The organism is Bradyrhizobium sp. 31Argb, from assembly GCF_043638955.1.
Lineage (GTDB): Bacteria > Pseudomonadota > Alphaproteobacteria > Rhizobiales > Xanthobacteraceae > Bradyrhizobium.
On record NZ_JBEGDB010000002.1, the window covers coordinates 36,975 to 63,126 of the forward strand.

A 26,152-nucleotide genomic window follows, 5' to 3' on the forward strand; every position below is an offset into this window, starting at 1 on the left:
CAGATCGCTGATAGCGGCGACCTGAATGACGAACACAGAAAGTTGCTGACAGGCGAAAGGACGGCAGATGGCCAATCCTACAGCCTTATGCGAGCATGACATGTCACCCACACGCGGCGCTAGACCTGGATGATTCTGCTGACGTGAGCATCGACAGATTCAACGGAGGAACAGGAAATGTCGCTCCCATGCAAACTCGAACGCAGCCTCCTCAGCCACGACGAATACGAGACGATCCGCCTCACGCATCATCCCGCCATCTATGACGTCGAGCCGACCGATCTTGCGGACATGCGATCCCGCTTGCGCAAGATGCGCGATAAGGAGCGAACGCTCGGCCGACAAAAGCGGCGAGAGACGCGCGGAAAAGGTCAAGCTCGCGGCGCGAACTTCCCTGGAACCGCCGAGCGCCCTTCGGAACGCAAGCAGGTCTTTGCCGCAGCACTGAAGCGGGTAAACGGCGAGCTCAGGCGTCTTCACAACCTGGCAGCTCGGATCGCCAATGTCGAAGCGGCTCGAAAGGCTCTCGCGCTGCGAGCCGCGAGCTTTATTCCCTATCCCTCCGCCGGATCCACCGCCAACGAAGGCATGGTGCCGCGCTTGAGCACGCGCCGAAGAAAGATCGTCACGGGCGCGCGAATCGGACGAGTGTCGCAGGCGACGAAAGTCGCTCAGGCAATCCGCGATGCGCGAGGTGCATGAGCCTGCGCTGACCGGCCCGGGCAAGCTCGATCGGCCAAGTTAGCGGTAATCTCAGCCGTCAAAACGATCCAAAAACCGAACCCAATATCAAGACGGCAACAAGTGCGATAATGCAACTGACGATCACGGTCATCACCGTGTCGAGATGGCTTTCACGGTGAGTCAGACCACTGATTTGCAATAGCAGCAACACCGTGCCGTTGTGGGGGAGGGCGTCGAGAGTGCCCGCGCTCATCGTTGTTATGCGATGCATCAATTCGGTATCGATGTGATGCTCCGTGCCAAGACGCAAGAAGTCGTCGCCAAATGCATTGAGCACAATTGCCATACCGCCAGAAGCAGTACCAGTCAGCCCCGCCAGCACATTCATAGAGACAGCCAATGAGACCAGCGGTCCTCCGGAAATCGAGAATACCGCATCGCGAACCGTCGCAAATGCCGGCAACGCGGCAACCACTGCGCCGAATCCGACAAGACTAGCGATCATCAACATCGGCAAGGCTGCAGAATTCGCCCCGGCGTCGAGACTTTCGCGCAAGGATGGCAAACGTCGGAGGTTGATGAGAAGGACCGTCAAGTTTGCCGCCGCGAGAGCCACGACAACTGACCAGACGCCGGACACGGCCCCGATCGTAGTACCGCCCCACTCGGGCTCGGACAGGAACGAAAAATCGAGGCGCGGGAATACGACAAGCGACATCAAGAAATTCGTGAGGATAACGACGATGAGGGGCAGTACGGCCAGGGCGAAGGGAGGCACATTCTCGGCCTGCTTGCCGTGCGGCAACTCGGCCGGGTCGAAGTCGCCCGCCGGCGCCGCTTGCTCGCGAACCATCTCGTCAACGACAGGAGTGGTATCCGCCTCGCCTCCGTAACCTTCGCCAGCCTTGCGCGCGGCAGCCTCGGCCCGGCCGAGCCACCACATGCCGAAGGCGAAGATGATAGCGGATGCGATGATACTCAGCCCGGGGGCCGCGAAGGTGGTGGTGCCGAAGTACGGCATCGGAATGGCGTTGTTGACCGAGGGGGTTCCCGGCATCACTGACATGGTGAACGTGAATGCACCGAGGCCGACCGTTGCCGGCAACAAGCGGCGCGGGATGTTCGCGGCCCGGAACATCTCGTGAGCCATGGGCGCCAGCACAAAAAATGCGACGAACACACTCACGCCGCCGTAGGTCACAATAGCCGAGGCGATCACCACCGCGAGGATCGCGCGGCTGGCTCCCAACTTGTTGGTCAAATACTGCGCGATGGAGCTGATCGAACCGCTGTCGCCCATAAGCTTTCCGAACAACCCGCCTAGCAGAAACATGGGGAACCACTGCGCGACGAACCGCGCCGCTCCGGCCATGAACGTCTGCGTCCAGTGCGCGAGCAGCGGTTCGCCCGAGAATACGGCCGCGATGAGCGCCGCCAGCGGAGAGACCAGCAGAACACTCACTCCACGGTACGCGAGCCACATGAGCAGGGCTAAACCAAGCAATATCCCAATGAGTCCCATGGCTCAGGCCTCCCTCAGCAACGACTTGAGATATGCGATTCGATGACGTTGGTGCTCGTCCGCGCGCACTGCCAAACTCCGGTCGCCCATGCAGGCTCTCCCAAAAGTGCTGATCTAGGTTGTGCGCGCTTTCACGACATCGCCAGCGCCAGCCGCAGTCGGCTCGAAGCATTGGCGCGGAAGAAGGAAGATCCATGTGACGAGCACAAAAGGCGCGGTCAGCGCGGGGATGGCGAACGGCGTCAACGCAACGTTCAGCGCCGCTTGTGCGATGACGGTGAACAGCGTGCCCAGCATGGCGTAGATCGCGACTCGCCAGCTCGGTCGGTAGAACACGGTACCCAGCGCGATCGCGGTCAGTACCGGGCTGAAGCCGAGAAGCCCGCCAGTGATCAGGTCGCTTTCAGCGCCGAAAAGATGGGCCACCAGGACTGCCAGTATCGCGCCGGCGAGAGCGAACGCGGCGGCAGTCAATGAGTTCACGGCCAGGCCAGCGAGCAGCAGCAGGGCCGCCACAGCACTCGCCTTCAGGAAGACCTGTGAGATGCTTTGAAGCACGCCCTGGAAGAGGTCGATGAGCTTGAGCGGGCTGGCCTCATAGGGTTGAAAGGCGGTGATGACGTTGCCGGACGGCAGCGCAGTCCCTACGAGACCGGAAAAACCATACGTAGCCAACAAGAGGAGCCACGTCGTCAGCACGAATGGAAATGTGAGGCTGGATACACCCCAGGGCTTGACGGCGTTGGCAGTCCCGAGCATCACGATGACCGAAACCGACGCTCCCAGCACCACATACACCCACATGAGCGCGCTCGGCGATAAAAATGTCGCCAACGCGAGTCCGACGAGGACGGCGTTGTATCCATAGAGCCCGGAATAGAGCGGCTCGTTATCGACGTGAAGCCATTGCGCCGTTAGGTTTGCTACGACGACCGCGACGATCCCCGCAATTGCCACTCGGGGTACGCCGGCCGCGTGTGAACCCCAGGCGATCGCGGCCAGAAAGAGAATCCCGGTCAGCGGGTTGTTCTGAAACATAACTTGTCCGATGCTGCGCAAATTGATGTCCAAGAACCGCAATGCACCTGACGATGCGGAGAGGTGTTCCCACTTTGCCAAGATCGTTTCCATTGCAGCCTCCTTGAACGTGTCGGCACCGGCTGTTGGAGATCATCTGTTGGCGCCGTCGATCCCTATCGCCATAGATAAGGCGGAGGTAGCGCTGCGCCGATGACCTCCTTGCGTACCAGTCCCCAGAACTCCCGTACTTTGGCTTTCACCTGCGCGGTTTCACGGCCCAGCACCTTGAAGATCAGGCCGGCATCATTGGGCAGGTGACAGGCGCCGGACGCCACGCCTTCCGCGAGGTTCACATCGGCTTCCGCACGCTCGTGGATGCGTTCTGCCTTGTCCTTGGGGGCGCACAGGATCACGTTGGCGAACACATCAAAGGAGTTCATCACGCCAGTTTGCCGCATCAGATATCGGCGCGGCTCGATCACCAGCTTCTCTGCGAACAAGGGGCGACCATCGGGCCGCGTGGCCGACGTTGATATCGACAATACGGTTGCTCCGAAGCACTCGTCGGGACGATGGTGCTTGCGGCCGGGTTGAATGATTTCCGAAAACAGCAGTGTGGCCGACGGCGCCACGCAGATCTGTGTGTCGCTGAGAAACCGCGAGTGCCGGTGCGGGATCACGGGATCCGGAAGAAACTCCAGGTATGCGTCATCGGCAAGCGTGATAGTCTGGCTCTGCGCCGCATAGTTGGCGTCCATCGCGTGAATCTTGGTTGCCGATTGCGAGGTGAGGTGTGCCTGCGCGCGTGAACCAAGGGTAATGTCAAGAGCGAGCCGGTCCCCCTGCAGCACGCAGCCGGTGGTGGTGATTAGAAACACGCAGGCCATGTCAGGCATTTCTTCATCGCAATGCAGCGCGCGCTGCACCATGTACGGCGCGTGCCGCTGCAAGTTCGCCAGGATCGTTTGGCCGGAGCGGTGCTCGAAGCCGAGACGTAGGAGACCTGTCTTGCCGACACTGCCACTCCTCATCTGCGGCGGTTCATCCTGGAACGGAGCGAATTCCGGCATCGATGCGCCGAGCGCTTCGGCGCGGGCCCAGGGAGGGAAGGCCGCCGGTATCATGCTGGCCGCCGTGCCCGCGGATTGATATCGAACAGAAACTCTCGTTCGATCAGCGCAACCAACTCCGGAATGCCTTCCCCCGTCTTGCAGTTCGTGAACAGGAACGGCTTTCTGCCGCGCATCATCTGTGAATCCTGTTTCATCACCTCAAGGCTGGCCCCGACATAGGGTGCAAGATCGGTCTTGTTGATGACCAGGATGTCGGAATACGTGATCCCGGGTCCGTTCTTGCGCGGGATCTTGTCGCCCGCGGCGACGTCGATCACATATATGAAATAGTCCACCAACGCCGGCGAGAAGGTCAGCGTCAGATTATCGCCTCCGCTTTCGATCAGCACGACGTCGCTATCCGGAAAGCGCCGTTCCATATCCTCGACCGCGGCGAGGTTCATGCTTGGGTCTTCGCGCACCGCGGTATGAGGGCAGGCACCAGTCTCCACGCCGAGGATGCGTTCCTGGAGCAGAACGCCCTTGAGGGTACGCTGAACGTGCTTGGCGTCTTCGGTCGTCACCACATCATTGGTAATGATGAGCATCTTGATGCCGAGATCCAGCAAGCGCGGTGTAATGGCTTCCACGATCGCGGTCTTGCCTGACCCGACCGGGCCGCCGATGCCGATGCGCGTGATACTTTTCGACATTCCAAGCTCCATTCAACGTCAGTTCATGAACAGGCGCACATGCGCTCTGGTGTGAACGGCGGCCAGAATTTCCGTCAAAGGCGCAAAGCCTGCCATGTCCGACAGTCGAGCCGCCGCGGCGGTCGCGTACATCTCGTCTAATTGCCCGGTGAGCTCGTAGAGAATTTTCTGCGTCTCGATGTGGCTGACCTTCATCAGTCGCAAGGCCGCGCCGAGGATCGTTGTGGCAACGCCATACTGGTGCACGACAAACGCTTGGTAGGCAGGTAGATTCTGTACGGCGAAATTAATCGCCAATGCGATGGGATAACACCCGGGAGTAACGGACGTCGCTATGCATTCACGCCATCTGTAAAGCAGCGGCGCGCCCACCACCTCGACCCCCATCTCCGTGAACTTCTTGCCCATGCGAACCGACATTGTTCGCGCTTCGTCGGAAAGCTTGCGCGCGTATACCTGCGCATCGATTCGGGCGAGGGTGTCGACCTCTCCGGCAGTTGCGGCGCGATGCGCGGCGATCAGCGCGATGCAGTCTCCGCGCGCCGCCTGCTCTACCGCGGTGCGCGCGAACGCTCGAAGAGTAGCCGCTTTGGTGACGACGCCCTCCTGAACGGCGGATTCCAGGCCGGAAGAAAACGAGAAGCCGCCGATGGGGAACATCGAGTCACCAAACTGCAGCATCCGCGAGAGATAAGCGGCGCTCCTCGACGCATCGACACGGTCATTCTCGGTGGTCACGCGCAGAACCGGCCGTTGCCGGCGATGTTTGTCCGTGAGCGGCGGCTCCCGGATGGGAGTGGGCATGCGTCGGCGGATGTCCGTACGCGCGTCCGGTCTCCGCCTCGACGCCGGCATAGCTCTCGTGCGTGTGTGAATGCACCGGCCCTTCCGCGCCACCGAAAAGCCGACGGGATTCATGCGGAGCGAGGTAGGGAACGACCTCTCGTCCGGCTACGAATTCGTATCGGATTCCATCAAAACGGTGCGTATTCATGACAGACGTCATCACCTTGCGATCGACCGTCAGCGGGACATAGACGCGGTTGTCCTTGACCAATGCCGGCCAATGCTGGTTGCCCATGGCATGGCCCAGTTCGACGCATGTGCGCATTGCCATCTCGGGCGCGAGGCTCGTTAGACCGTCGAGGTGCACGATCATCACGTCACGCAGCTCGATTCGAGCGACGAGTGCCGAGAGCGCCTGGGCATTCCAGAGCAGCACGTCCCCATCGTGGATGTGTGTGCCGCGGTCGATAGAGACTGCAACCTCCGCGCCTTTTGTGGTCGTCTTGCGGAAGCGGGTCTTCTGCGCCTCCCACTGGTCGATCTCGATCAGATCTATATCGGCGCCAGACAGCCGCCCAGCCCATTCGGGATCGCCGATATTGCCCAGAACGGTTTTGATGAGGATCATCGCGCATTCCTCAACTGAAAAAATACTTCTGATTCAGCGAGACCGTCGTCAAAGGCTGCACGGTCGCGTGCTTGCCGTCGACGGTCACGGCGAAGGTTTCCGGACTGACCTCAATTTTAGGCGTGCCGGTATTTCGAACCATGTCGCGCTTGCCGATCTTGCGCACATTTCTCACCGGCATCACCTGTCGGCGGAGCCCCAGCCGCTCCTTGATCCCGGCAGCATGCGCGGCGCCGGAGACGAATGTGATGCAGTTGGCCGGCAACGCATCACCGTAGGCGCCGAACATGGGCCGATAGTAGGTGGGCTGCGGGGTCGGCAGCGACGCGTTTGGGTCGCCCATCACTGCCCAGCTAATGAAGCCGTTCTTGATGACGATCTTGGGCTTTGCACCGAAGAACGCGGGCTCCCACAGGACGAGGTCGGCGATCTTGCCCACCTCGACCGAGCCCAGCACGTCGGCAATACCGTGCGTGATCGCCGGGTTGATCGTGATTTTCGCCACGTAGCGCAGCACCCGGAAATTGTCGTTGCCCGGCGCGTCCTCCGGCAGCTTGCCGCGCCCGGTCTTCATCGCATCGGCGGTTTGGATACAACGCAGCCAGCATTCGCCGATGCGTCCCATGGCCTGCGAATCGCTCGAAAACATCGAGATCACGCCGAGATCCTGGAGGACGTTTTCTGCAGCGATGGTCTCGGCGCGGATACGGCTTTCGGTGAATGCCACATCGGACGGGATGTCCGGGCTGAGGTGGTGACACACCATGATCATGTCATACAGCTCCGCCTGCGAATTGATGCCGTAGGGGAGCGTGGGGTTGGTCGAAGATGGCAGGACGTTGGGAAGGCCGGCGATCTTGATGATATCAGGCGCATGGCCGCCGCCGGACCCTTCGGTATGGAACGAATGGACCGTCCGCCCCTCAAACGCTTCGATCGAATCGTCGACAAAGCCGGATTCGTTGAGCGTATCGGTATGGATGCATACTTGGGTGTCCGTCTCGTCAGCGACGGTGAGCGCGGACCGAAGCACCGCTGGGGTGGTGCCCCAGTCTTCGTGACATTTCACGCCAACCGCGCCTGCTTCGATCTGCTCAACCAGAGCCGCTTTGCCGTGTCCGTGCCCCTTGCCGAGAATGCCGACATTGAGCGGCCAGTTTTCGAACGCGCGTAACATCATGCTGATGTTGCCAGGCCCCGACGTGACCGTCGTCGCGTTGGAGCCGTCGGAAGGACCAGTGCCGCCACCGATCAAAGTCGTGGTGCCGTTTGAGAGCGCGGCCTGCGCCTGCTGCGGAGAAATGAAATGAATGTGTGTGTCGATCCCGGCGGCCGTCAGGATGAGATGTGAGCCCGAGATAGCGTCGGTCGCCAGGCCGACCTCCAGGCCGGGCGTGACGCGATCCATCGTCTGCGGATTGCCGGCCTTGCCGATTGCACAGATGCGGCCATCCTTGATGCCCACATCCGCTTTCACGACGCCCAGCACAGCGTCGATCACGGTCACGTTGGTGATCACGAGGTCGGGAGCGCCAGCCGCCCGCGTCACCTGATTATCCATGCCCATGCCTTCACGCATGCTCTTGCCGCCGCCGAAGACGATTTCGTCGCCGGCGCCGCCGCGCAGGTCGCGCTCGATTTCAACGAACAGGCCGGTATCGCCCAAGCGGATGCGATCACCCGTCGTCGGGCCGAAAAGGCCGACATATTCTTGCCGAGACATGGTAGGCATGGTGGCCCTCGTTCAAGAGATTTGCGTTTCACGCCTTCATTTATGAGGAACGAAAGCCTCGCTTCGCCGCCTGCGCCACCGCCTTGGATTTGACTGTGGCGGCGTCACGGCCGGCGGTGGGACCATCGACGAGATTGTTGAAGCCATAAACGGCGCGCATGCCCCCATAGGGGACGAGTTGAACCTCGCGTTCGTCGCCGGGCTCGAACCGCGTTGCCGTTGATGATGGGATATTGAGGTGAAGCCCGAACGCCGCTGCACGATCGAATTCCAGCTCACGATTGACTTCGAAAAAATGGAAGTGAGATCCAACCTGTACCGGCCGATCTCCCGCATTGCGCACCTTGAGCGTCGTCACCGGGCGATCGGCATCGAATGTGATCGCTGCCGAACTGCACACGTAACCGCCGACCGGCACGTTCGCCGTCGCCGGGTCGACATGGGCGGCGACAACGGGGCCCGTTTTTGGTCCAGCCATGTTGACCTCCTGTAGGCATTCACTGGATCGGCGTATGCACCGTTACCAAGCGGCTGCCGTCGGTGAACACCGCCTCGATCTGCACCATTGGAATAAGATCGGCGACGCCGTCCATCACATCAGCCTTGGTCAGGACGGTACGCGCCTCGTTGGTGACGTCCTCGATCGTCTTCCCGGCACGCGCGCCATCAAGGGCGACCGCCGATATGATAGCAACGGCTTCTGGATAGTTGAGCTTGAGGCCCTTGGCTCTTCGCTTTAGTGCAACGTCAGCGACCATGTAGACGAGCAGCTTATCGAACTCCCTCGGAGTTAGCTGCATGTGATCCTCCCGAGCCGTGACTGCCTTACCGGGAAAAGCGGGTGCGCGAGTAGACAGCGCGCGAGCAGATAGTTTGGCTGGCCGCCCCAGTTGTGACCGTTGTGAGCATCGTTCCCAGCATTAGGGAGGGCGCACTTGGACGTGTCAATCAGGGTTCTCCGCGGTCTGTTGCCGGAAATGACCTGATGGATTGACCGTCGCGCGCGGGCGTTTCGTTTTTGCCGACGACGCTAACGGCTCTTCAGGCGCCACCCTTGACGTTGGGCGCCTAACCCCGCGCGGATTGCCCTTGGACTACCTGGGCCGTCATGGCGCCACCAGCTTCTTGCGAATCGCATAGCGAACCAGTTCGGCCGTGGATGACATGCCAAGCTTGCGCATGGCCGACGCCCGATGGGTTTCGACAGTTTTCACGCTTAGCTTCAATATGGAACTGATGGCCTTGTTGGTATGTCCCTCTGCAATCAACTGCACGACGTTCTGCTCCCGCGATGTGAGGAGCGCGCTGGACTTGTTCTGTTTGTTGAGCTGGTAGTCGGTTAGCAATTTCTCCAACACGACGCTGGTAAAGTAAGGTCGGCCGTCGAGCAGAGCTTCGATTGCCGAAATGAGATGCTTCCTGGCGTCCGATTTGAGCAGGAAGCCACGCACCCCAGTCAAAAGGGCCTCGGTCAGAATCTCCTCATTCTCGTGCATGGTGAGAATCAACACTTCCGAACGCAGGCGAAGCGTCTTGACGCGGCGGCTGACTTCCAGTCCGTTCACGAGCGGCATGGAATAGTCGGCGATGATGATGTCCGGTCTCGTTTCCAACGCCAATGCGATCGCCTGCTCGCCGTCGGGCGCTTCCGCAGTAACAATCCAATTGGAGCGCGTTTCAACGATCGCGCGAAGCCCGGAACGTACGACTTCATGATCATCCGCAATCAGGATGCGTTTCACGGCGTCGTTCCTATGCGTTGGAACGGTCGATAGCGATAGCCGACAGCGAGGTCAGAATCATACTGATTGGCTTTCCGGCAGTTATCCCGCAAAACCCTAGGATTTCGCGGGGAATATACCGAGGTCAGCTTAGCCTCCGGGGTTCATGGTAGAAGAAGCTGGAACGGCGGAAGATCAAGCACCGGATCGACAGCGCCCCAGTGCGTCATGCTTCCAGCAGCCGGGCACGAACCGCGTAGCGAACCAGATCTGCCGTCGAGTGGATGTCCAGCTTGCGCATCGCGGCGGCACGGTGCGCTTCGGCGGTTTTGACGCTGAGGTTCAGGATCGCGCCAATGCTCTTGTTGCTGTAGCCCTCCGCAATCAGCTTGACCACCAACTTCTCCCGCGGCGAGAGCCTGTCCCGATCTCCGGTCGAGACCTCGTTCAATTCAGGCGAACAGCTCTCGGTGCAAAATGGCTTATGCGCCAGAAGCGACTCAACCGCCGCCAACAACAGCCTGTTGGCATCCGATTTCAATACGAATGCCCGGGCGCCTGCCTCGAATGCCTGCTGCGCCAGCAGGCTGGAGTTGTGCACCGTGAAGATCAATACCTCGGTCGGCAGACGATATTCCTTGATCCGCCGCGCGACCTCCACTCCCGTCATGCGCGGCATGGAGAAATCGACGATTGCGACATGGGGTTGGTTCGCGATCGCCTCGGCAAGGGCCTTGCTGCCGTCGTTCGCCTCAGCAACGACTTCCCAGTCGGCACGTTGTTCCAGAACCGCTCGCAGTCCCGACCGCACCGCTTCATGATCGTCGGCGATAAGAAAGCGCTTCATGGCAGGACAACTCCAACTCGTATCGGATCGCATGGCTCGGCCGGCGCTAGCGAGGCGAGTTCGGCTGCACGACTAGTGGACCCGTTTGCGCGGACCATGATGGCGGGAACGGCCTTTGGCCGGCTGCGTCTTCCCGGTCACCGCACCGCGCGGAAACACCGCGGATAGTGTCGTGCCGGGACGCCCCGTTCCCGGTCCGGAGCGGATATCGAGGGTGCCTCCGATCTGCTGCAGTCTAACCTTCATCGCAGGAATTCCGACGCCGGGCGGCCCTGCTATCGCTCCGCCGAGGGCCTGGCCGAGCGGCATGCCGCGCCCATTGTCGCTGACCCTCAGCCGGAAGTGGTCATCGGTCGCCTCGATCGCGATCTCGACTTCCGTCGCTTTCGCGTGACGAAAGACGTTCGTCAGCGCCTCCTGAACCACCCGCAGCAGCGAGCGCTGCGTTTCGTAAGGTACGCGATCGATCTCGGGCGAGATGCTGGCATCCACTCTCAACGATGTGCGCGCCGCGAACCCTTCCGCATATCTCTCTATTGCCGCCTTCAACCCGGCAACCGTTAGATTTTGCGGATGCAGCAGGTAGGCAAAGGCCCGGATTTCCTTGATCGCCTGATCGATCGACGCATCGATATCGTCGCAAAGCCGCTCGGCATTGGTCGGTTCACTTAAGCTGTTCCGCATCCGCATAATCCCGAGGCTCGCGGCAATCAAATGCTGGCAAGTCGAGTCGTGGAGGTCGGAGGCAATGCGCTGCTGCATGTCTTCCTGAGTGGATACCAGCGTGGCGCCCATGCTCGCACCACCGTCCGAAATCGTTCCAAAGTCTTGGGAGGACGCTCCTTCCAGGACGCGATGGCTACCGATAAAGGTGGCAATGCAGCCGGTTACGGGATCGCAGATTGGCGCAACGATCGTCTCGACAGTTCGTGGGGATCCTCTGAGGGCGAGCCGATGCCGGATCCGAACCTCGGCACCTCTGGCGCGACAAGCATCAAGCGCCTCGTGAACGGACCTGGCATCCTGCCCCCCCATACAGTCGCAAACGGCCATCCCTCGGATGTCTTCCGAGGCGATCCCAACAAGCGATTCGAACGCCGGGTTTATATCTTCATAAACAAAGCGCCCTTCGGATGAAGGGCGCATCACAAAGAGAAGGTCGGAGGCTAGCTTCCAGTACAGCCGATCGCTTGCGCTTGCTGCGCCAATGCCTGACCATCCCTCCGCATTGGTTCGATCCGACCCGTACGTGGGAGCACCATGTTGCTTCACGGCACGCACTCGCTTTCCACGCGACTCTCGATAGTGAGAGCCACCCCTTGCCTCGGCCAATCTCCCTGACCCGATCGGATATCCCAACCACACCATACACCGTCAGGTAGAAGAACGCCATTGACGTTGAGCAATCTTTAGGCGGGAACTCGCGAATTCTTGTAACACGCGCGCGAGCTCCGACGCGGAGCCTCTTCGTGCACTGCCATTCGTGACCTTGGCACTAACCGCATATCGCCTTTGGAAATGCCTGAGGTCTAGCGCCGACTGCCCGCAAGGCGCAGCATCATCATGAACAGATTGATGAAATTGAGGTAGAGCGACAACGCAGCGATGACCGATTTGCGACCTGCGGAAGTCTCACCATCCCCAGAGTCGTACATCGCCTTGATACGCTGGGTGTCATAGGCAGCCAGGCCGGCAAAGATGCCGACGCCCACGATCGAGATCAGCCAGTCAAGTCCGCTCGAACGCAGGAAGAGGTTGACCAGGCTTGCGACGATGATTCCGATCAACCCCATGAACAGGAAGGTGCCCAGTCCGGACAGGTCACGCCTGGTAGTGTACCCAAAGATGCTAAGCGCCCCGAACGTTGCGGCTGCGATGAAGAACACGCGCGTGATCGAGGAACTGGTGTAGATGTGGAGCAAAGTCGACAGCGACACGCCGACCAGGGCTGCATAGACAAAGAACAACCAGCGTGCGGTCGTTGCCGACAGCGTATGGATGCGTGCACTGATGAAGAACACCAGAGCCAGCGGCGCCAGGATGAAGATCCACATCAGCGGACTCTGCAGTAATGCGGGACCGGTGAACTGATAAGTCAGCCAGGCCACAAGGGCGGTGAGGCCGACACCGGCGGCCATGTAGTTGTAGATGCGCAACATGTAGTTGCGGAGGCCGGCATCGACCGCAATGGCATCGCCGCCGACCGCACCGGAGGTCACTGCATTCTCGTCATAATTGGACATGGCTTATCTCCTCGCGGTCGCGCCGAGCACGGGATGGGCAAGCCTATGATGATGGCCACCATGCGGGATATCAGATGATCACCCGATTTCCGGGGGTGGTAACTACGCCGCTTCGGCGCGATAGCGCCTTCCTTCGGGGACATGCCTTGTGTTACTGGAGGCTGCCGCTCGCCGGCCTATCAAGCGCAGTTTCTGCCGCCCGTTCCTACATAGAATCCCGGATGTGCGAGCGGCAAAGTCGCCGATAGGATCGTAGTCATCGGCTGGCGGGCATCCCGCATTCATTGCCGCCTTTGGCGCTTGCGCTATCGCCGATGGGAATATGGAGACGAGCATGAACATCCGACTCGTATTCGGCGCCCTGATCGTCGGCGTTGTTGCAGCCATTGCAGCGCCGCCAAGCCCGTCCGTGGCCCAATCGACTGACCAAGGCGCGGCTGCGCCAAAGAGCGCAGCACCGAATACAAATATGAACCCGCACAAGCATCGCTATTGGCGCCACCGCGGCGGACGGCATCCGCATTTCGGCAGCAGGCGCCTTCGCACCGATGCGCCTGCAGGGCGGCCGTCGGCCAATTGAGCCGCTTTTGCCGGCCTGCTGCCTGGTGCGGCGGGCCAATCCGCTCACGTAATTTGAGCGATCGATGACTGATCGAGGCAGTACAGGAACGAATCCGACGGCGGTGGATGTTCGATGAGCGAGACTGACGGGCAGCGGAGCGAGGGTGCGCACCCCTCGACGGTTTCGGGAAGAGCCAATTTCGCCTGGCAGCGGTTACCCTATGTCGTCGCCCTCGTGCTCGCCATCGCAGGCGTCGGCTATACCAATATCTCGCATCAGCCGCTCGTGGGCTATTGGGAGTTCCTGGCGCTTGCCATTGCCGTGGTCTGCGTCGTCACCAAATGGTCCGAGCTCGACACCAAGCAGGCTCAGTTTCGGTTGATCTGGACCCAGGCGCTTCATTGGGTGGCCGTCCTGGTCACGATGAACATCATGCTTGTCTCCGGCGTTCAACAGTTGCTCCCCACGCCGGCAACCAGCCTGGTGCTTCTGACACTATTGGCGCTCGGCACCTTCCTTGCGGGCCTCAGTCTTTTGTCGCCGCAGATCTGCTTCCTCGGCATCGCCATGGGCGCCGCAGTTCCGGCGCTCTCCTGGCTGAAGCAGTCCGTGATCTTCTTTCTCCTTGCGGCCGTATTCCTGGTCGGCATCGGCATGACCTTTTGGCTTAGCTATGGCCGCGCGGCCGCACCTCACAACACCGAAGACCAAGTCGAGGCCTGAAATGCAGACGATACGGTTGCTTTGCGCTTTGTGCGTTTTCGCTTCAATCTCCGCCGTCGCAACGCCCGCGCAAGCCGAGATATTCAGGGTCGGCCGGCTGTTGTGTTCCAGCAGCCCGCGGATCGGATTCCTTGTTGGATCGACGCAGTCGCTGCGTTGCGTATTCTACCGGCGAGGCTCGTCGCAACGCTACATTTACGCTGGGCGAATAAGGCGTGTCGGTCTTGACGTCGGCGTCACCGGAAGTGGCGTTCTATCCTGGGCCGTCTTTGCCAAGAACTCGCGGATTGGTCCCGGCACTATGCGCGGGAGCTATGTGGGGGCCAGCGCCAATGTTGCGCTGGGTCCCGGCTTTGGCGCCAACGCTCTGATCGGCGGATCGCGCCGAAGCGTCGTGCTGCAGCCGCTTTCCGTCGAGCGCGCGATCGGCGTCAATCTCGCGGCGACGGTGACGCATTTGACCCTTGGTGAAAGAGGGCGGCAATAACGCACCCCCGACAGTTCCTGCCGAAACAATTCGGAACATTGCCGACCTTTGGCTCAGGGTTTCGTCGGATATCGGCGTTGGAGGGCGGAGGGCTACGATCAGCCTTACTGCGACTGTCGGCTGGCTTGGCTGCTTCGTGCTCGGCGCACCGCATAACAGGGCAATGGACCCTGTGTCCGAGCGTGATGGATGAGGTCCGTGGGCAATGACCAAAGGCCGAAACCGCTGGCTGATCGTCCTGCTCGCCGTGCTTCTGGCCGCAGGTGGCTACTATGCCTGGCAGAAGCTTTCGAGCGACAATCTCCCGCCGGGCATCGCCAGCGGCAACGGCCGCATCGAGGCTGTCGAAATCGATATTGCAACCAAGACGCCGGGACGCATCCAGGAGATCCTGGTCAGAGAGGGGGATTTTGTCACGGTAGGACAGGTGCTCGCGCGCATGGACACGACGCAGCTACATGCGCAGCTCCGTCAAGCCGAAGCGCAGTTGCGCCGCGCGATCATCAGCGTCGACACCGCCAAGAGTCTCGTCGCGCAGCGAGAAGCCGAGAGGAAATCCGCTACCGCGGTGATTGCGCAGCGTAATGCTGAATTGGATACGGCGGACCGAAAGCTGCAGCGATCCGAGCAATTGATCAAGACCAACGCCGTGCCTCAGCAGGTGCTCGACGACGACCGGGCGGCCGCCGAAGGGGCGAAGGCCGCGGTGGCGGCGGCCGAGGCTCAACTTGCGGCGGCGGCGGCCGCCATCAGTTCCACCCGGGCGCAAGTGGTCGACGCCGAAGCATCCATCGACGCGGCAAGGGCCGCCATCGAGAGCATCAAGGCCGACATCAACGACAGCATCCTGATAACACCGCGCGATGGGCGCGTGCAGTTTCGCGTGGCGCAGCCGGGCGAAGTCCTTGCCGCCGGCGGTCGCGTGCTCAATCTCGTCGACCTCGGCGACGTCTACATGACCTTCTTCCTGCCCACGGCGCAGGCCGGACGCGTCGCAATCGGCGCAGATGTCCGCATCGTGCTGGATGCCGCGCCCCAATATGTCATTCCCGCCAAGGCGAGCTTCGTTGCAAACGTTGCGCAATTCACGCCCAAGACGGTGGAAACGGAGGAGGAGCGTCAAAAGCTCATGTTCCGGATCAGGGCGCATATCTCGCCGGACTTGCTGCGCAGACACATCGAACAGGTCAAGACCGGCCTTCCCGGCAGGGCGTTTGTCCAGCTCGACCCGAACGCCGAGTGGCCGGCGAACCTTACTGAAAAGCTGGTACAATGAGCGATCTGTCGACCGCAGAGCAAGCTCGCCCACCGGCGCCGGTGATAAGCCTGGATGCGGTCGAGCTGTCCTACGGCACGACGCGCGCACTTGGTGGCATCACGCTCGACATTCTCACCGGGCGCATGGTCGGGTTGATCGGACCTGACGGCGTTGGGAAATCCAGCCTGCTCTCCCTTGTCTCCGGCGCTCGGGCCGTGCAGCAGGGACGTGTCCAAGTGCTCGGCGGCGATATGACCGACGCCGCGCACCGGAGGCTGACGTGCCCGCAGATCGCCTACATGCCACAAGGTCTCGGCAAGAACCTCTATCCGACGCTGTCGGTGTTCGAGAATGTCGATTTCTTCGGCCGCCTGTTCGGCCACGACAAGAGTGAACGCGAGCAGAGGATCGATGAGCTTCTGAAAGGCACGGGGCTTACGCCTTTCGCGGATCGGCCAGCAGGCAAGCTGTCGGGCGGCATGAAGCAGAAGCTCGGCCTTTGCTGCGCGCTGATTCATGATCCCGACCTCCTGATCCTGGATGAGCCGACCACCGGTGTCGACCCGCTCTCGCGCCGCCAGTTCTGGGAACTTATCGACGAGATCCGCCAAAGCCATCCGGGCATGAGCGTCGTTGTCGCCACCGCCTATATGGAGGAGGCGGCGCGTTTCGACTGGCTGGTTGCCATGAACGAAGGCCGGGTGCTCGCCACCGGCGCGCCTGCGGACCTGCTGCGGCAGACCGGTGCTGATAATCTCGATGCCGCCTTCATTGCGCTGCTCCCGGAGGAGGAGCGGCGGGAGCACAGGGAAGTGGCGATCCCGCCTCGCGGAAGCGAACATGCCGACGACATCGCCATCGAGGCCGAGCAGCTTACCGTAAGGTTCGGCGATTTCACCGCCGTCGACAATGTGAGCTTCCGCATTGCCCGCGGCGAAATCTTCGGCTTTCTCGGCTCAAACGGCTGCGGCAAGACCACGACCATGAAGGTGCTGACCGGATTGTTGCCGGCCAGCGAAGGCATCGCGAGATTATTCGGCCATGAGGTCGATCCGAGCGACATGGATGTCCGCCGCCGCGTCGGCTACATGTCGCAGGCTTTCTCGCTCTATTCCGAATTGACGATCCGGCAGAACCTCGAGCTGCATGCGCGGCTGTTCCGGCTTGCCCCTGACACCATCGAGGGTCGTGTCCAGGAGATGGCACAGCGGTTCGACCTCGTCGACGTCATCGATGCGTTGCCCGATGCGTTGCCGCTTGGGGTCCGCCAGCGCCTCTCACTCGCGGTAGCAATGATTCATGCGCCCGACATCCTGATTCTCGACGAGCCGACATCCGGCGTCGATCCGGTGGCGCGCGACGGCTTTTGGCAAATCCTGTCCGAGCTGTCCCGCAGGGACGACGTCACGATCTTCGTCTCGACCCATTTCATGAACGAAGCTGCGACCGCATCTCGCTGATGCATGCAGGCAGGGTGCTGGTCAGCGACACGCCGGCCAGGCTTGCCGAGCAGCGCGGCGGCGGCAGTCTCGAGGAGGCCTTCGTCGCCTATCTGCAGGACGCGATCGGCAGGACGGACGCCAAGCTGCCGGCCGCCGTACCGGCCGTAGTGAGCGAAGCCGGGCCGGGCGACCAAGCCGCCGCGGCACACCACCGACTCATGCGCTTCTTCGACCTGCGGCGCGTATTCGCCTACACCCACCGGGAGGCGCTCGAGCTGCGGCGCGACCCGATCCGTGCCACGCTGGCCGTTCTCGGCAGTCTCATTCTGATGTTCGTGATGGGCTACGGCATCAATATGGACGTCGAGAATCTATCCTTCGCCGTCATGGACCGCGACGAAACCGGGATTAGCCGCGACTACGTCCTGCAGATTTCCGGATCGCGCTTTTTCACCGAATTGCCTCCGATCACCGACTACGACGATCTCGACAGCCGCATGCGCAGCGGTGAGCTGAGCCTGGCACTCGAGATCCCGCCGGGGTTCGGGCGCGACGTGGCGCGCGGCAGTAACGTCCAGATTGGCGCGTGGATCGACGGCGCCATGCCGTCGCGCGCAGAGACCGTGAGGGGTTATGTGCAGGCGATGCATGCCCACTGGCTGACCGAGCGCGCCAGACTGCTCTATGGCAACGCCGCGGCGTCGGGCGATTTCCAGCTTGAGATACGTTATCGCTACAACCCTGACCTCAAGAGCATCGTGGCGATGGCTCCCGCCGTGATCCCGATCCTCCTGTTGATCATACCTGCGATATTGGCGACGCTGAGCGTCGTGCGCGAAAAGGAGCTCGGATCGATCATCAATTTCTACGTAACGCCGGTAACACGGCTTGAATTTCTCGTCGGCAAGCAGCTTCCCTATGTGGCGCTCGCCATGCTGAATTTCTTCCTGTTGACCGCCTTTGCCGTGTTCGTCTTCCGCGTTCCATTCACGGGCAGTTTTCCGGCCTTCACCGGCGCAGCGCTTCTCTACGTCATTATCACGACGGCGATGGGGCTTGTGATATCGGCGTTCATGAGCAGCCAGATCGCAGCGATCTTCGCGACTGCGCTGCTGACGATGATTCCTGCCACCCAGTATTCGGGCCTGGTCGATCCGGTGTCGTCCCTCCAGGGAGCCGGCGCCGTCATCGGACGAATCTACCCGACCGCACATTTCGTCACCATCACGCGCGGCACTTTCTCGAAAGGGCTCGATTTCGGTGACCTCTCGGGCGAGTTCGTTGCTCTGCTCGTGACCATCCCGGTGCTGTTCGGTCTTGGCGTGGTGCTCTTGAGGAAACAGGCGAGCTAGACATGCATATCGCCAACGTCGTTCAACTCGGCATCAAGGAACTGCGGGGCCTTCTCCGTGATCCGATGCTGATGATCCTGATCGTCTATGCCTTCACGGTTTCCATCTACACGGCCTCCAGGGCGCAGCCCGAGACCTTGAATCAGGCCGCGCTCGCCATCGTTGACGAGGACAAGTCGCCGGCATCGACGCGCATCATCACCGCGTTCAATCCGCCCTATTTCACGATACCGCGCCTGATTTCGCAGTCGGACGTGAACCCCCGCATGGATGCGGGGCTCGACACCTTCGCGCTCAACATTCCGCCGAACTTCCAGCGCGACCTTCTGGCTCAGCGATCGCCGGCCATCCAGCTCAACGTGGATGCGACCCGCATGTCGCAGGCCTTCACCGGGGGCGGCTATATCCAGACGATCGTGAACGAGGAGGTCGGCGAGTTTCTGGCCCGCTATCGATCGGCCGCGCCTCTCCCGATCGAGCTCGCCCTGCGCGCGCGCTTCAACCCCGAGCTCAACAAAGGCTGGTTCGGCGCCATCAATAACGTCATCTCCTCCATCACCATGCTGTCGATCATCCTGACCGGAGCCGCGCTGATCCGCGAGCGCGAGCACGGCACCATCGAGCACCTGCTCGTCATGCCGGTGACGCCATTCCAGATCATGGCGAGCAAGATCTGGTCGATGGGCCTTGTCGTGCTTCTCGCCGCCAGCGTGTCGCTCGTGTTTGTGGTGCAGGGATTGCTGTCAGTCCGGATCGGAGGCTCGATTCCGCTGTTCCTGTTCGGCACCGCACTCTACGTCTTCGCCATGACCAGCTTGGGCATATTTCTGGCGACGGTCGGCGGGACCATGCCGCAGTTTGGTCTCCTGATGATGCTGGTGCTGATGCCACTGCAGATGTTGTCAGGAGCCACGACGCCGCGGGAGAGCATGCCCGAGATCATCCAGAACATCATGCTCGCCGCACCCAACACCCACTTTGTCATCCTCGCGCAGGCCGTGCTGTTCCGCGGCGCAGGGTTCGACGTGGTCTGGCCGCAGATCGCCGCGCTGCTGGTGATCGGAGCGATTTTGTTCGGATTCTCCCTCTGGCGATTCAGACAGTTCTTGCGATAGCGAAGCAGCTTCGGCGTATTGCCGACGCCGCAATTGGATAGCAACCGCGCTCCACGACATGGGCGGGGTGTGGGCAGACCAGTCGAACTGAGAAGCCCCGCCAATCCATATCAACGCGGGCGGATATCGGGGGCCGTGCCGCAACGCTTATCGCTGGAATGGCTGCCCCCGGGTTATTGGCGGGTGCCATGGGGTCATTGCCGCGACACGCCCTATCACGGCCGGCTGCCAGGCGGTGGCTGGAAATAGGCCGGGTTGAGGCCTGCCAAACGCGGCGGATCGTAATTTGTTCTGAGTGGCGCGCCAAATTGCCATCATTCTAGTAAGAATTGCACAGTCGGATCCGCGCGGATCTTCTTGGGTTCCGACATTCGGGGGCGGGACAAGCCAAGGCGCGCGGCGAATCCGGTGGAGTTCGAAAATGAATTCGCGCCACTTCACCCGGTCACCTCGTCGGCTTGGGCAGGCAGCGTCGCTGCTGCGGTGAGCGTGCAGAGCGGCGAGATCGGCATCGTCAAGGCGTACCAGTGATTTTGTCGCTTCGATCGGTCCTGATATCTTTTTTATCGCTGGCGATCCTTGCGCTCGTCTGCGGCGCGGTCCGCGCGCAAGGCATAGCCCCCGACAAGGAATTGGTGGTGGCGACCAAGGAAGCCCCGCCTTTCGCGATGAAGCAGCCGGATGGGAGCTGGGGCGGTATCAGCATTGAGCTCTGGAAGAGGATAGCTGATCGCGCGCATCTGAAGTTTCGCCTGGTTGAGACCGAGAATGTGCAGGACCTGCTTGATGGCGTCGCGAAAGGCGCCTTCGACGCCGGCGTCGCAGCCGTAACTGTGACTGCTGCGCGTGCACGCAATGTCGATTTTTCTCAACCTTTCTACAACACCGGGCTCGGGATTGCGGTGCCGATCAATGAGAGCCCCTGGGTCTCGATCGGACGGGCGCTGCTCTCTTTCGGCTTCTTTCAGGCTGTGGGTCTGCTGCTTGGTCTTGCGATGGTGGTGGGCTTCATCATTTGGCTGCTGGAGCGCCGGAAGACGGAACATTTCGGCGGAGGCGCCAAGGGGCTCGGCTCCAGCTTCTGGTGGTCGACCATTGCCATGACGCAGGCGGGAGCCGCTGCAAATGCACCGGCAACGCTCCCCGGGCGGATCGTCGCGACCGGGTGGATGATCGCTTCCGTCATCGCGATAGCCGTGTTCACCGCCGGCATCACCTCCACCCTTACGCGCAGAGAACTGCAAGGCGCCGTTCACAGCTTCAACGACCTGCGATCCGTGCGCGTCGGCGCCGTCGCGAACTCTCCGACAAGCGACTACCTCACGCGCCAGCAGCTTCCCTTCCGGGCATTCCCGGACGCTCAAAGCGGCCTATCCGCATTGAGCCGCGGTCAGATCGATGCCTTCGTGCATGACAAGCCGCTCCTCGCCTGGATCGTTCGTAACGACTTCTCAGGCGCGATCCGAGTCGTCGACACCAGCTTCGGCAGCGAGAGATATGCGATCGTCTTGCCGAAAGGCAGTGCCTTGCGGCCGATGCTCGATCTTGCCGTGCTCGATCAAATCGAAAGCGATCGGTGGCAACAGACACTGTTCCTTGCTCTTGGAAACGCCCGGTCGCCCTGATGATCCCATCGGCTTTCGGCGAACTCAAATCCAGCACGGCGACAGTTGTCGGTACTGTCGTAAGGTTGTTCGCACGCATGGGTGGTATGCGGTCGTTCCTCGGAACAGAACTCCGGTGATGGCGTTCGCAACGTCAGGGCTGGGTACTTTGGCCGAAAGTGGCAGAAAGACCCGGGAGGCATGGCCGACGAACTTGGGGAAGCCTATCCTGGCAACCGGTTGTTGCGGGCGCTTATGCTCGCGCGCCTCGAATCCATTTTGCCGCATCTCGAACCGGTGAATCTGCGACAGCACCAAGTCCTTTTTCGCGCCGGCGCACCGATCGATCACCTCTACTTCATAGATCGAGGCTTGGTTTCTCGCGTCAAGGCCATGGAGGATGGTCGAGTTGTCGAGATCGGAGCTGTCGGAAACGAAGGCGTCGTCGGACTTTTCGCTATCCATGGAATCCGGGGCGCGATGTGGGAATATGCCGTCCGGATTCCGGGAATGGCGCTTCGCATCGATCGCGACACGTTCGAGCGGAAGATCACGCAAGCTGATGAAGCTTCGGCCCTTCTGCGCCGGTACAGCAGTCTGGTTGTCGATGCATTCTCGCAGATCGCCGCATGCAACCGCCTGCACTCGCTTCGGCAGCGCTGCTGCCACTGGCTTCTGGTTGCGCACGACAGCGCTGGCTCGGACAGTTTTCCTCTCACGCACGAGTTGCTCGCCCTGACGCTTGGAGTTCAGCGCTCCGGTGTATCGATCGCAGCCAATTCCCTGCAGAAGGCCGGCTTGATTCACTATAGGCACGGTCGAGTGAATATCCTCGGCCGTGCACGCCTCGAAACGGAGGCCTGCGAATGCTACGCGGCGACGCGTAGACAATTCGATGCACTATTTACGGATACGCGGCGCACGCGACGGACAGCGCGACAATTTGCTGCAGTTTCCGCGCGCATCGGTTGATTAACCAAGTCCCACGGAAGCATTTCTGGGTTGCCTCTTCGAGCAGAAGTCTGTCCGAAATCGAACAGACTTCACGAGTCCCACGGTGTCACGCTTGCGAATCGCAGGCTTGGGGATTCGAATGCTTGCTTCATCACGACGAGAGATGCCTTTGGTCAGGCATCTGCGACACTGGGTGGCACTATCCACGACGTCAGCGCTAATGCTGTATGTGTCAGACGCAAGGGCGATCGACGTCAGCACGCAAGGCGAACTCGACGCCGCGATCGCAACCGGCGCCGATCCGGTCAATATCGTGGCGGGCAATCTGGCACTGTCCGGGAGTCAGGCGTTCGCTCCCAACACTGATGTGACGGTCGCGCCCGGCGCGAGCTTGGCGCTTTCCAACGCCAATCAGATCGTGGGATCGATCGGTGGTGGCGGCATCGTCACGCTTGGCACCCAAGGTCTCGCGGTTGGGGCCAACAATACCGATACTGCGTTCTCCGGCACGATCGACATGACCAACCAGGGATACAACCCCCCTTATGGGACCTTCGCCAAGATTGGTTCAGGTACGCTGACCATCGATGGTGCCACGCTCACGCAGGGTGAAAGCTACATCGTTCAAGGCGCGATGGCGCAGACAAGCGGAAGCACGACGATCACCTATCTCGCGGTGGGTGAGGGCGTCACCGGCGGCACGCCCAATGTCGGTGCGTTGAACGTTTCGGGTGGTCTCATCACCTTCGGTACCGGCTTGCAGATCGGCGACTTCGGTGGAGTGGGCACGGTCAATCAAACGGGCGGCATAGTCAGGGTGACCCCTACCTGCGGCGACATCAGTCACTGCGCCTCGATGAACATCGGCAACCAGGGTGGCGTCGGCACATACAACGTCAGCGGCGGCGAACTTTACCTCGACGGTGGCCTCAACGGCCTTGGGCGTACCTCTGGCACAGGCAGGCCCGGAAGTGCCGGCACGCTCAACATCGGCGGTGGTGTCGTCGATCTGTCCGGCGGTGGCCGTCTCATCGTCGGATATGGCAACACGGATGCGGCTCAGGCGCAATCGCAGGGAGTAATCAATCAAACCAGCGGCATCCTGCGCGTCCATAATGGATCGACGCTCCATCTCTCCGGCCTCAACACCAGCACGGGCACATACAATCTCAACGGCGGCGCGCTCGAGATCGGCGGCAACAGCCTGCTCGCTTCCTACAACAACAATAATCCGGATTATCAGTTCAATGTCGGCGGTGGCACGATCAGGGTGATCGAGGCCCCGCTCGTGACAGGCGTGAACGCGACGTTGACCGGTGGCGTCGCTACGATCGACACGAATGGGTTGAGCGCAACATGGAGTGGCGTGCTGTCGGGGACCGGCAGCCTCGCAAAGAGCGGAGCTGGATCTCTGGCGCTGACCGGCAGCAACAGCTATGCCGGTGGAACGTTCCTGAATGGCGGCACTCTGCAGGTGACCGCGGATAGCAATCTCGGTGCGACCACGGGCGGACTGACCTTCGATGGCGGCAGCCTTCAGCTTGGCGCCGGCTTCAATACGGCGCGTGGCGTTACGCTGAACGGCAATGGCGGCGCGATCGATACGAACGGCTTCAATACGACCTTCTCAGGGACGTTCGGCGGGACGGGCGGCCTCACCAAGACAGGTGCGGGGATGCTGACCGTCGCGGGTGCCGGCTCTTACGTGGGCCCGACTCTCGTCAACGCCGGCACGCTGCAAGCGGGCGCGGCGAACGTGCTTTCCCCCAACAGCGCCTATACGGTCGCAGGCGGGACCACGCTCGACCTCAACAGCTTCAACCAGACCATCGGATCGCTTGCGGGCGCAGGTCAAGTCGCGCTGGGCTCGGCTGCGCTCACGGCCGGCAACGACAACACCTCTACGGTCTTCTCCGGCGCCATCACCGGGTCCGGTGGGCTGGTCAAGAGCGGGTCGGGCACATTCTCGCTGACAGGCGCCAGCACCTACACTGGACCGACCAACGTGAACGCGGGTGTTCTGGGCGTGGATGGCTCGCTGATATCGCCGGTGTCGGTCAATGCCGGCGGCATGCTGGTGGGCAATGGCACGATCGGCGGCCTGAGCGCAGCAAGCGGCGGCGTCGTGGCGCCGGGCCATTCGATCGGCACACTGAATGTCGCCGGTAATGTGAGCTTCGCACCAGGATCCACTTACGTTGCGGAGCTGAATCCCACGGGCCAGGCCGATCTGATCGCGGCAAGTGGACACGCCAGCCTGACAGGCGGGACGGTACAGACACTTGGCGCTTTCACGCCTGACCTCGCCTACACGATCCTGACGGCGCAAGACGGTGTCAGCGGCAGCTTCTCCGGTGTCTCGTCGGCTACCGATTATGCGTTCCTCAGTCCGATTCTGAGCTACACACCGACCTCCGTGCTGTTGACGCTCGAACAGGTCAGTAGCTTCGCGAGCGCCGCCATCACTCCGAACCAGACGAGCGTTGCCGAGGCGGCTGGCGCGCTGCCTGCGAGCAGCCCTCTATTCCAGGCGTTGCTCACCCAGCCCTCGGTTGCGGGAGCCCGGCAGGCCTTCGATGCGCTCTCGGGCGAGATACATGGCAGCGTGCAGACGACCATGCTCGATGACAGCCGCTACTTGCGCCAGGCGGTGCTCGGACGCCTGCGCCAGGCATCCTTTGCCGACCAGTTGGGACCGTTCGCAGCCCTCACGGCCGGCGGGCCGCTGCTGGCACATGCCGATTCCGCCGCGGGCAATACCGGCGCCGCACTTGCCTATGCCGGCACGAGAAGAACGGCCTTCCCCACGAAAAGTCCGCTCGCCCCGGGGCCGCCGCGCGGCCCCGATATTGCCTGGTGGGCGCAGGGCGTCGGCGCCTGGGGCAAGATAGGCAGCGATGGCAATGCTGCCGACGTGAGCCGCAACCTCGGCGGTTTCTTCTCCGGCGTCGACAGCAGCTTCGGCGCTAACTGGCGTGCCGGCATCGCCGGCGGCTATACCAATTCGAACGTGCGGGTGAATGCGCAGGCAAGCGCCGCCAATGTCGACACGGCGCATCTGGCCGCCTATGCCGGCGCCGCATACGGCCCCTGGAACCTGCGTTCAGGCGTAGCCGGGAGCTGGAGTACGATCGACACCAGCCGAGCTATCCTGTTTCCCGGCTTCGCCGACCAGGCAACGGCACGTTACAACGCCACCACCGCCCAGGTGTTTGGCGAGGTCGGCCATAGCATTCGCTTTGGCAATATCGCCGCCGAGCCGTTCGCCGGTCTGGCGTGGGTGCACCTGGATACGGACGGCTTCAGCGAGCGTGGAGGTCTTGCCGCGCTCATCGGATCGTCGACCCGCGACGATATCGGCTATTCCACCCTCGGAGCACGCATCGCCACCGGCGTCCAGCTCCAGAACGGCATGATGCTGACGCCGCGCGCCGCGTTGGCGTGGCAACATGCTTTTGGCGACGTGACGCCGGGCGCGGCGCTCGCGTTCCAGAGTTTGGGCAGCGCCTTTAGCATTTCCGGCGTGCCTCTGGCGCGCGATGCCGCGCTGGTCGAAAGCGGCGTCGATCTGAACATCAATCCGAGCGTAACGATCGGCGTGTCGTATCTGGGACAGCTTTCCGACAGAGTGAATGATCACTCGGTCAAGGGTAACCTGAGCTGGCGCTTCTGAGCGGCGGGACGCACTTGGCCGTCCACATGCAGGA

Annotated in this window: 23 protein-coding genes and 1 pseudogene; 11 read left to right on the forward strand and 13 right to left on the reverse strand. The window is 61.5% G+C overall.

What is annotated here, in order from left to right; all coding sequences use genetic code 11:
- The first annotated feature begins 303 nt into the window (after positions 1-303).
- Positions 304-702 carry a hypothetical protein gene (locus tag AAFX91_RS00710; RefSeq protein WP_394565252.1) on the forward strand — a complete coding sequence of 133 codons (399 nt, stop codon included), beginning with the start codon at positions 304-306 and terminating at the stop codon, positions 700-702.
- A 58-nt stretch (positions 703-760) separates the two neighbouring features.
- On the opposite strand, the gene AAFX91_RS00715 is transcribed toward AAFX91_RS00710, so the two are convergent.
- The 13 genes from AAFX91_RS00715 to AAFX91_RS00775 all read right to left on the reverse strand — a co-directional run bounded on the left by AAFX91_RS00715 (position 761) and on the right by AAFX91_RS00775 (position 12,948).
- Complete coding sequence (locus AAFX91_RS00715; RefSeq protein WP_394565253.1) at positions 761-2,206, reverse strand: GntP family permease; 1,446 nt, start codon at positions 2,204-2,206, stop codon at positions 761-763.
- Positions 2,207-2,320: 114 nt separating this feature from the next.
- Positions 2,321-3,337 carry an urea transporter gene (gene yut / locus AAFX91_RS00720; protein WP_394565254.1) on the reverse strand — a complete coding sequence of 339 codons (1,017 nt, stop codon included), beginning with the start codon at positions 3,335-3,337 and terminating at the stop codon, positions 2,321-2,323.
- Positions 3,338-3,399: 62 nt separating this feature from the next.
- Positions 3,400-4,350 (reverse strand): urease accessory protein UreD, encoded by a 951-nt coding sequence (locus tag AAFX91_RS00725; RefSeq protein ID WP_394565255.1) that lies wholly within the window; start codon positions 4,348-4,350, stop codon positions 3,400-3,402.
- Positions 4,347-4,991 (reverse strand): urease accessory protein UreG, encoded by a 645-nt coding sequence (ureG, locus tag AAFX91_RS00730; protein ID WP_394565256.1) that lies wholly within the window; start codon positions 4,989-4,991, stop codon positions 4,347-4,349. Before ureG ends, AAFX91_RS00725 begins: the two co-directional genes overlap by 4 nt.
- A gap of 18 nt (positions 4,992-5,009) precedes the next feature.
- The gene (locus AAFX91_RS00735; protein WP_394565257.1) at positions 5,010-5,795 is read right to left on the reverse strand and encodes an urease accessory protein UreF; all 786 of its coding nucleotides are present in this window, start codon (positions 5,793-5,795) and stop codon (positions 5,010-5,012) included.
- Positions 5,713-6,405: an urease accessory protein UreE gene (gene ureE / locus AAFX91_RS00740; RefSeq protein WP_282529354.1), complete on the reverse strand. Its 693-nt coding sequence runs from the start codon at positions 6,403-6,405 to the stop codon at positions 5,713-5,715. The genes AAFX91_RS00735 and ureE overlap by 83 nt, the downstream gene beginning before the upstream one ends.
- 10 nt (positions 6,406-6,415) lie before the next feature.
- The gene (locus AAFX91_RS00745; RefSeq protein WP_282529353.1) at positions 6,416-8,137 is read right to left on the reverse strand and encodes an urease subunit alpha; all 1,722 of its coding nucleotides are present in this window, start codon (positions 8,135-8,137) and stop codon (positions 6,416-6,418) included.
- Between the two features lie 40 nt (positions 8,138-8,177).
- Positions 8,178-8,615 (reverse strand): urease subunit beta, encoded by a 438-nt coding sequence (locus AAFX91_RS00750; RefSeq protein ID WP_130578172.1) that lies wholly within the window; start codon positions 8,613-8,615, stop codon positions 8,178-8,180.
- A 19-nt stretch (positions 8,616-8,634) separates the two neighbouring features.
- On the reverse strand, positions 8,635-8,937 hold the full coding sequence (locus AAFX91_RS00755) for an urease subunit gamma (RefSeq protein WP_130578173.1): 303 nt from the start codon (positions 8,935-8,937) through the stop codon (positions 8,635-8,637).
- Between the two features lie 306 nt (positions 8,938-9,243).
- Entirely contained in the window at positions 9,244-9,879 is a 636-nt protein-coding gene (locus AAFX91_RS00760; protein WP_130578174.1) for a response regulator transcription factor, read from the reverse strand.
- 205 nt (positions 9,880-10,084) lie between these two features.
- Positions 10,085-10,705, reverse strand: a complete 621-nt coding sequence (locus AAFX91_RS00765; RefSeq protein ID WP_394565275.1) for a response regulator — start codon at positions 10,703-10,705, stop codon at positions 10,085-10,087.
- A 72-nt stretch (positions 10,706-10,777) separates the two neighbouring features.
- Positions 10,778-11,986 carry an ATP-binding protein gene (locus AAFX91_RS00770; RefSeq protein WP_394565258.1) on the reverse strand — a complete coding sequence of 403 codons (1,209 nt, stop codon included), beginning with the start codon at positions 11,984-11,986 and terminating at the stop codon, positions 10,778-10,780.
- A 248-nt stretch (positions 11,987-12,234) separates the two neighbouring features.
- Complete coding sequence (locus AAFX91_RS00775) at positions 12,235-12,948, reverse strand: Bax inhibitor-1/YccA family protein (protein WP_394565259.1); 714 nt, start codon at positions 12,946-12,948, stop codon at positions 12,235-12,237.
- A 334-nt stretch (positions 12,949-13,282) separates the two neighbouring features.
- Here AAFX91_RS00775 and AAFX91_RS00780 point away from each other — a divergent pair, with 334 nt between their 5' ends.
- The 10 genes and pseudogenes from AAFX91_RS00780 (at position 13,283) to AAFX91_RS00825 (ending at position 26,118) form a co-directional block, all read left to right on the forward strand.
- On the forward strand, positions 13,283-13,528 hold the full coding sequence (locus AAFX91_RS00780; protein ID WP_394565260.1) for a hypothetical protein: 246 nt from the start codon (positions 13,283-13,285) through the stop codon (positions 13,526-13,528).
- 114 nt (positions 13,529-13,642) lie between these two features.
- Positions 13,643-14,233, forward strand: coding sequence for a hypothetical protein (locus AAFX91_RS00785; protein WP_394565261.1), 591 nt, complete (start codon positions 13,643-13,645; stop codon positions 14,231-14,233).
- 1 nt (position 14,234) lies between these two features.
- Positions 14,235-14,720 (forward strand): DUF992 domain-containing protein, encoded by a 486-nt coding sequence (locus AAFX91_RS00790; protein WP_394565262.1) that lies wholly within the window; start codon positions 14,235-14,237, stop codon positions 14,718-14,720.
- A gap of 205 nt (positions 14,721-14,925) precedes the next feature.
- Complete coding sequence (locus tag AAFX91_RS00795; RefSeq protein ID WP_394565263.1) at positions 14,926-15,996, forward strand: HlyD family secretion protein; 1,071 nt, start codon at positions 14,926-14,928, stop codon at positions 15,994-15,996.
- Positions 15,993-18,772: pseudogene (gene rbbA / locus AAFX91_RS00800) on the forward strand (ribosome-associated ATPase/putative transporter RbbA). The gene AAFX91_RS00795 and the pseudogene rbbA overlap by 4 nt, the downstream one beginning before the upstream one ends.
- A gap of 2 nt (positions 18,773-18,774) precedes the next feature.
- Complete coding sequence (locus AAFX91_RS00805) at positions 18,775-19,887, forward strand: ABC transporter permease (protein ID WP_394565264.1); 1,113 nt, start codon at positions 18,775-18,777, stop codon at positions 19,885-19,887.
- A 408-nt stretch (positions 19,888-20,295) separates the two neighbouring features.
- Positions 20,296-20,418, forward strand: coding sequence for a hypothetical protein (locus AAFX91_RS00810; RefSeq protein ID WP_282529347.1), 123 nt, complete (start codon positions 20,296-20,298; stop codon positions 20,416-20,418).
- Complete coding sequence (locus AAFX91_RS00815) at positions 20,415-21,512, forward strand: transporter substrate-binding domain-containing protein (RefSeq protein WP_245475826.1); 1,098 nt, start codon at positions 20,415-20,417, stop codon at positions 21,510-21,512. The genes AAFX91_RS00810 and AAFX91_RS00815 overlap by 4 nt, the downstream gene beginning before the upstream one ends.
- 180 nt (positions 21,513-21,692) lie before the next feature.
- A complete protein-coding gene (locus tag AAFX91_RS00820) occupies positions 21,693-22,463 on the forward strand; it encodes a Crp/Fnr family transcriptional regulator (RefSeq protein ID WP_282529345.1) in 771 nt (256 codons plus the stop codon).
- A gap of 202 nt (positions 22,464-22,665) precedes the next feature.
- Positions 22,666-26,118, forward strand: coding sequence for an autotransporter domain-containing protein (locus AAFX91_RS00825; RefSeq protein ID WP_394565265.1), 3,453 nt, complete (start codon positions 22,666-22,668; stop codon positions 26,116-26,118).
- Positions 26,119-26,152: the final 34 nt, after the last annotated feature.

What these genes read in the sequence shown, in the direction of transcription:
- AAFX91_RS00735 (WP_394565257.1), bottom strand. Translation starts at nt 5,795, where the DNA reads ATGCCCACTCCCATCCGGGAGCCGCCGCTCACGGACAAACATCGCCGG.
- AAFX91_RS00795 (WP_394565263.1), top strand. Translation starts at nt 14,926, where the DNA reads ATGACCAAAGGCCGAAACCGCTGGCTGATCGTCCTGCTCGCCGTGCTT.
- ureE (WP_282529354.1), bottom strand. Translation starts at nt 6,405, where the DNA reads ATGATCCTCATCAAAACCGTTCTGGGCAATATCGGCGATCCCGAATGG.
- AAFX91_RS00755 (WP_130578173.1), bottom strand. Translation starts at nt 8,937, where the DNA reads ATGCAGCTAACTCCGAGGGAGTTCGATAAGCTGCTCGTCTACATGGTC.
- AAFX91_RS00805 (WP_394565264.1), top strand. Translation starts at nt 18,775, where the DNA reads ATGCATATCGCCAACGTCGTTCAACTCGGCATCAAGGAACTGCGGGGC.
- AAFX91_RS00790 (WP_394565262.1), top strand. Translation starts at nt 14,235, where the DNA reads ATGCAGACGATACGGTTGCTTTGCGCTTTGTGCGTTTTCGCTTCAATC.
- AAFX91_RS00725 (WP_394565255.1), bottom strand. Translation starts at nt 4,350, where the DNA reads ATGATACCGGCGGCCTTCCCTCCCTGGGCCCGCGCCGAAGCGCTCGGC.
- AAFX91_RS00825 (WP_394565265.1), top strand. Translation starts at nt 22,666, where the DNA reads ATGCTGTATGTGTCAGACGCAAGGGCGATCGACGTCAGCACGCAAGGC.
- AAFX91_RS00750 (WP_130578172.1), bottom strand. Translation starts at nt 8,615, where the DNA reads ATGGCTGGACCAAAAACGGGCCCCGTTGTCGCCGCCCATGTCGACCCG.
- AAFX91_RS00820 (WP_282529345.1), top strand. Translation starts at nt 21,693, where the DNA reads ATGGCCGACGAACTTGGGGAAGCCTATCCTGGCAACCGGTTGTTGCGG.
- ureG (WP_394565256.1), bottom strand. Translation starts at nt 4,991, where the DNA reads ATGTCGAAAAGTATCACGCGCATCGGCATCGGCGGCCCGGTCGGGTCA.
- AAFX91_RS00765 (WP_394565275.1), bottom strand. Translation starts at nt 10,705, where the DNA reads ATGAAGCGCTTTCTTATCGCCGACGATCATGAAGCGGTGCGGTCGGGA.
- AAFX91_RS00745 (WP_282529353.1), bottom strand. Translation starts at nt 8,137, where the DNA reads ATGCCTACCATGTCTCGGCAAGAATATGTCGGCCTTTTCGGCCCGACG.
- AAFX91_RS00785 (WP_394565261.1), top strand. Translation starts at nt 13,643, where the DNA reads ATGAGCGAGACTGACGGGCAGCGGAGCGAGGGTGCGCACCCCTCGACG.
- yut (WP_394565254.1), bottom strand. Translation starts at nt 3,337, where the DNA reads ATGGAAACGATCTTGGCAAAGTGGGAACACCTCTCCGCATCGTCAGGT.
- AAFX91_RS00775 (WP_394565259.1), bottom strand. Translation starts at nt 12,948, where the DNA reads ATGTCCAATTATGACGAGAATGCAGTGACCTCCGGTGCGGTCGGCGGC.
- AAFX91_RS00715 (WP_394565253.1), bottom strand. Translation starts at nt 2,206, where the DNA reads ATGGGACTCATTGGGATATTGCTTGGTTTAGCCCTGCTCATGTGGCTC.
- AAFX91_RS00780 (WP_394565260.1), top strand. Translation starts at nt 13,283, where the DNA reads ATGAACATCCGACTCGTATTCGGCGCCCTGATCGTCGGCGTTGTTGCA.